The following is a 6,000-nucleotide window of genomic DNA, read 5'->3' on the forward strand; positions in this document are numbered from 1 at the left end:
GGTGACCCATGAACACATCAAAAAAATGGTTGATCTTTTGGGGCGTGCTGGCTGCTTTATTTGTCGGGATTTTTGGCGTTGTCCTGAGCGGGAACTTTCCACAATTCACGATTCCCTTCAGTGTCTTCGCTAGTGACGATAAAGCTAAAAAGAAAGAAGAATTACCGAAATTAAAAGTATTGGCACTAAGAGATATCAATGATCAAACATTATTAGAAGAACAAACAAAAAAAATTGAAGACTTAAATAAGGAATTTGAAGACAAAAACAATTTTTCCAGTTCGCAGGCGATGGCTTCTGCCATTGAAAAAGTCTATGGACCAGCGAAAAATTCAAAAAATATTTTCGATCTTTATCGGAAAATCTATCCAATGGTGAGTTCGGATGAAACCGGCTTTGTCAGTGTCAGTCTGATTGGCTTTGGTCAGCGTTTAGTCAATGATCAGCCTTTAACGACGCAGCGACAAGTCTGGAGCTTTACAGATACCAGCGGATCCCGTCACGATTATACAGTGAGCCTGCGCTTTGATGGAAAAGAATTGGCAGGTCTGACCGCTGAGGAGGGCAGTGACGTCCAATCAGTCATCACCAAGGATGATACCTATCTGGATAAATCCGCTGATTTTGAGACGGCTTGGACTGAAGTCGTTCGTCGCGGAACGGATACCCAGCTGTATCGGGAAATGAAGAAAGCTGGTATGGATAAGGAGCAAACGGAGTTTAAGGCTTTGGAAAAGAGCATTGATATTACCGATCAAAGTGGCTTTTTTGAACTATTCAGAGATACCCGCGGAGATTTGGCTCATGCTTATCTTTCTGGCTTTTACCACACGAATACACCAACGGACGGACAATCGGACTACTATTTCCGCGTGCCGACATCTAAAAAAAATATTGCAGAATTTGTGGTGGTCTATGATCGCCTGCAACAGAAGATCGTTTCGATCAATCGCCAATAATGTTAATGTGCGGTCGATCATTAACGAAAGAAGTAATTGAAAAGAATAAATACAAAAAGGAAGCAGCAAATCAATTTGCTGCTTCCTTTTTGTATTGTACAGAATGTGATAAAAAACGCTATCTTACTTAAATATCCAAGCATGTTTGATGAGAGGCAGTTGCCAATCAATTTATTAAATATATTATAAAATATATGGTATTTAGTGACATCTTTTCATCAAAATTCAAAGATTTTTTTTGAATTTTGATGGATTATAGAAATATATCACAATAATTGTTATATTTGGAGCAACAGGAAAATAACTCAAAAGATCACATTCTTAGAGGCGGGGAAATCGAGAGAGCAATTCCTGTAATCGTACATGTATATTGACATGTTTATTTGATGGGGGGTGATATATGGGACCTACTTCTGTTTTTGGCCAAAAACAACTTCCGCGAAAAATAAATAGACTACTATCATTCTTTGATAGTAGTCTCAATTGTTAGGGTAGGGTTTATTTGTCGTGTATTTTTTGCACTCGGACAAGAGCAGAAAAGGAGAACAAAATGAAAAGAAAGAGTTTAATGAAAAAGTTAAATGGGATCATGTCATTGGTAACGCTAGTGATCATGACGGTATCTTCGTTAGGGATACCGGCTCAAGTATTTGCAGCAGATAACAATGTTCCTGCAAATTTGACAGTTGAACATAATGATACGCAAAAATGGACAGTGATTCAGTTTGATAAGGTGGAGGATGCTGAAAGCTACAATATCTATCGTTCTGAAGAACAAGATGGAACATTTGAACGTATTGAAACATTAAAGGGTGATAAAACATATTGGGTTGATCCTTATATGGAGTTAAAGACAAAAGGCACATTGAAGGCCGATTATCTTTACTACTATAAAGTCTCAGCCGTTGTCGATGGGAAGGAACAGGAAGCTACTGCAGCACTAGCCAATCAAGATGTTGTCACAAAATCAAGCGATGAGGAAATTGAAGAAGCAGCGGCAGTTCCTGCAGCAGCGCCAGCTGAAGAATCTACAGAAGAAGTAAAAGAATCCGCTTCGGCTGATGTCGGTGCACAAACCTATGGCTCAAGCAGCCATGGAAAAGATTGTGACAAGAAGCATAGAACAGGAAGAAAATGTAACACAAATAACTGGAGACATGGCGAACACTGCGATAAAAAACATAGCAGTAAAAACTGTAATGAAAACAAATGGCAGCATGGTTCCGATTGCGATGGCAACCATAGCGGGAAAAACTGCAACCACAATTGGAAGCACGGCGAGCACTGTGACAAAAACCACAGTGGTAAAAACTGTAACGAGAACAATTGGAAACACGGTGAACACTGTGATAAAAACCACAGCGGCAAACACTGTAACGAAAACAAATGGCAGCACGGTTCTGGCTGTGACGAAAACCACAGCGGGAAAAACTGCAACCACAATTGGAAACACCATGAAGATTGCGACAAGAAGCACAGCGGCAAAGAATGTAATCAAAACAATTACAAAGAAAAATGGGATGCCGTGAAGAATGTTTGTGTGACGGAAAAACAACACCATTGGTTGAAACTGAGCTGGGAATCAAAAGGCAGCGACGCGGAATACAAGATTTACCGTGCGACGAAGAAATGCAACGATTACCATTCTGGCGACTTCAAGGAAATCGCTACTGTCAAAGGAAAAACAACCTATAACGACATCAAGTTGAACCATAACCAAACATACTGCTACAAAGTGATGGTGAAACGTCCAAAAGTATGTCCATATACGATCGAAACTGTTAGCAGCTCAAACATCGGTAAGTTTACGGTTTGCGCGACTACGTTGAATCCAAACATTAAAGCAACCGCTGTTTCTGATAAAGCGATCAAAGTGACATGGACAAACACGAAGAGTGACAATGCATCCACTCGCTACGCAACAAGCTATACCTTGTACCGCAGCACAACAAACAACATCAATAATGCGACTGCGATCAATGTGAATGGCAACCAAAGCGGTTCAGAAATGTCTTATACAGATGATTGCTTGAACCAATGCACCACTTACTATTACTGGGTAAAAGCAAACTACGGTCAATGGAGCAGCTGGGTGAGTCCGCAATGGGGATCAAGCTGTGCGACAACGCTTAAGAAAAAGGACATTGGCAACAATTTGAAAGGCTGCATTAAGAATGTTCTTAAATGCGGTTGTATCCCAACACGTTACTATGGTGCGCAAATTTTCTTAGGTACACAAAATCCAAATTCGTTAGACTATACGAAAGTTCGCGTTTATCGCAGAACAGCAGGTTGCGGCTACGGTTCAGCGTACAAAACCATCGATGTTCGTTATGCGAAATACATGAATGGACCTTACGGAAAAGGATATTACCTTGACTATTCATTGAGTCAAGTTTGCTTATCAAGAGGCACTTACTACTTTGCGATTCAAGCAGTTGGTTCAGATTGTGGGAAAGAAATTACTGGACCAATGAAAGAAATCGGCTGTGTGACTGTTAAATGGTAAGCTGACGATTCGTTCGTCATTAGGGTTAGGGGTTAAAAAGTGTTCAAAAAATAGGAAAGAAACCCGTTTTTGATCTTTCCATATAGCAAGATCGTCCAAAAAAAGTGTTAGGAGAGGGGTCTCCTAACACTTTTTTAATCGATAAAAATAGCTTCATGCCCAGTATAAGGCAGAAATTTCTCGAATAGATCACTCATCTTGAGCTTCATATAGTTGGTAATCGATCCAGAGCTGCATGCATACCATTCGCGCTCTGACACTGATTTATCAAACACTAATTGAATCTCGTGGTCTGGATCCTTCAGCAAGCCAAAAATCGTTGCCGCACCAGGAATCACACCTAAGCGTTCCTTCATTAGGTCAGCTGAGGCGAAAGACACCCGCGGAATTTCTAACTTCTTACCGAATTCCTTTGTGACAAACTTGAAATCGGCTGGAACAATATACAAGTAGAACTTGGTCTTTTTTTGATTACATAAGAAAATCGTTTTTACCACTTCAACACCTAAGCGCTTGTCGATCTCGATACAATCCTCCATGGTTAAGGTCTCACCAGTAGCCACTTGATAAAAAGGGATCTCCAGCTTTGCCAGTGTTTCGTACGTCTTCTCCTCTAACTTGGAACCAAACTCAGTCGGTGGGGTAGTCTGCATTTCACTAACGTAAACCATAATGGCCTCCTTCTATGTGTGATACATACTACGATACCTTTTTTTAATCAAATTCTCAACCTATTTTCATTTATTCCTTTGATTGTGCCAAATCTTTATTCACCATCGACTCAAGTATCGCTTCAATGTCCAAATAATCGGTAGCGGAGATGTTTGAGCGAATGATCACACATTTCTGTCCTTCAGACAGGAAATTTTTACAGCTTGGTGATGTGCCAATAATCAGCCGCGCATCTCGCGGATCATCAACGAAATTCAGGTGATAGCGATTTTTGAAGTGCAAATTGATTTTCTCTTGGATAAAAATCCCGAAAAGCTCACTATGTTCGGAAAAAACATATACCGATAGTTCCGGTAAACAGTTTTCAATGGAAAACAGAGTCACACAAGTTAAAAAGGAATAGATCCGTAATTGACGTCGGTCAAATCCCGGAACTGCCTGAGTAAAATCCTTCCAAAAAGCATCAAAACGCCGGAAGTAATAGGGGAAATCGGTTTGCACATCATTGAGTGCAACACTATTCCTCAGCTGATCGATCATGGGATCATTTAATCTGAAGAGGGCAAAAGCAGCATAATGCTGTCTAATTTTTCGTGCGACAAATTTTTGTTCCCGACTATTCAATGGGCGAAAATAATGGGTAAAGTATTCGATCCAGCGGGAAATAGCCTGATCAAAGAACAATTCTTGCGAAGAATTCCTAGGTTGCAATTCGAAATCATTCAAAAGCGAACTGTAAATGGCATAAAGGAAAAACTTCCATTCGTTGGTATCCCAGGTTTTTAAAAAAGTCGGCTTCTTTGGATACTTGAAGCGATTCAGCCAATCGAGTTCGGCATCATTAAAAACAAGCGTGCCTTTTTTGCTGAGGGATTGATTGGTGATTAACAACCAAAAGCTGATCATCTCGAGATTTGTCGGATTATTCATCAGTTTCAGATATTCTTCGATCTGTTGAGCTAGTTGGAAATACGTTTCTGTATTGATCCATTCAATTTGGACAAACTGATGGTAGAGTCCTCTGATAAAGATATAGTAAAAACGGCGAATGTCGATTTCTCGGCCTTTCAAACTCATTTTTGCTGAGCAAGAAATGTAGAGATCATAATCAGTCAGTTCCTGATTGATTTCTTTGATCTTGCGCCGCAGTTTTGATTCACTGATATTATTGTCCATACAAAACTGGATCGCGGATATTTTTCGCTTTGCTAGGACCGTACGAATGATTTCACAAGAGAGATCCTGTTTATATAAGTAGCTCGTTAATGATTGGAGATTGGTTGAGGAACGGCTTAATTGAATTCCACGACCATTATTCATGCGCAAGTTTAATGAATAGTCTTCTTCTGTATAGAGATCTTCGATGATCGCTTGCAGCTCTTTGCAATTCACACGGATCGTACCAAGGCTTGCGTGTCCAATTTTTTCCTGTAGCTCTTTCAAAGAAATCGGTGCCTGCAGTCCATCTAACGTCTCTATGATCTGAATCTTCAATAAGGTAGCTCTATCCATTCCGAGCATGAACTATCCCTCCATTCTTATTTAATAAAAATTAATCTCACTGATTTATATAATATATTAAAATATCATTTAACACAAATAATAATCTAATAAATGAAGAGAAATAAAAATTTATCCTAAAATATATTGAAAATTCGTATTATTAAAAATAACCCTGGTTATATTTTGGGTTTTTGAAAGTAAAACAGGATGAATTTGCAGAAAAGACAACTAACTCAATCATAAAATTCTGTAAGATTTGCGTTAAAAATAGTAGTAGGACAACCGAAATTTTCATAAATAGAATTTATTCTTAAAAAGAAATGCCGGCTAGTTTAATCATTCTGCTGTTGCTACTAT

The 6,000-nt window shown here is 39.2% G+C and carries 4 protein-coding genes; 2 read left to right on the forward strand and 2 right to left on the reverse strand.

Annotated features, from left to right (window positions below):
• The first annotated feature begins 8 nt into the window (after window positions 1-8).
• Window positions 9-959, forward strand: coding sequence for a hypothetical protein (locus AC4J95_RS07175; RefSeq protein WP_494549261.1), 951 nt, complete (start codon window positions 9-11; stop codon window positions 957-959).
• A gap of 550 nt (window positions 960-1,509) precedes the next feature.
• On the forward strand, window positions 1,510-3,468 hold the full coding sequence (locus AC4J95_RS07180; protein ID WP_494549262.1) for a fibronectin type III domain-containing protein: 1,959 nt from the start codon (window positions 1,510-1,512) through the stop codon (window positions 3,466-3,468).
• A gap of 134 nt (window positions 3,469-3,602) precedes the next feature.
• Here AC4J95_RS07180 and AC4J95_RS07185 read toward each other — a convergent pair whose 3' ends face one another.
• Window positions 3,603-4,139 carry a prolyl-tRNA synthetase associated domain-containing protein gene (locus tag AC4J95_RS07185; protein WP_316405472.1) on the reverse strand — a complete coding sequence of 179 codons (537 nt, stop codon included), beginning with the start codon at window positions 4,137-4,139 and terminating at the stop codon, window positions 3,603-3,605.
• A gap of 70 nt (window positions 4,140-4,209) precedes the next feature.
• Window positions 4,210-5,661: a helix-turn-helix domain-containing protein gene (locus AC4J95_RS07190; protein WP_494549263.1), complete on the reverse strand. Its 1,452-nt coding sequence runs from the start codon at window positions 5,659-5,661 to the stop codon at window positions 4,210-4,212.
• Window positions 5,662-6,000: the final 339 nt, after the last annotated feature.

The sequence above is a fragment of the Enterococcus sp. GPZ-007 genome (genome assembly GCF_059374735.1).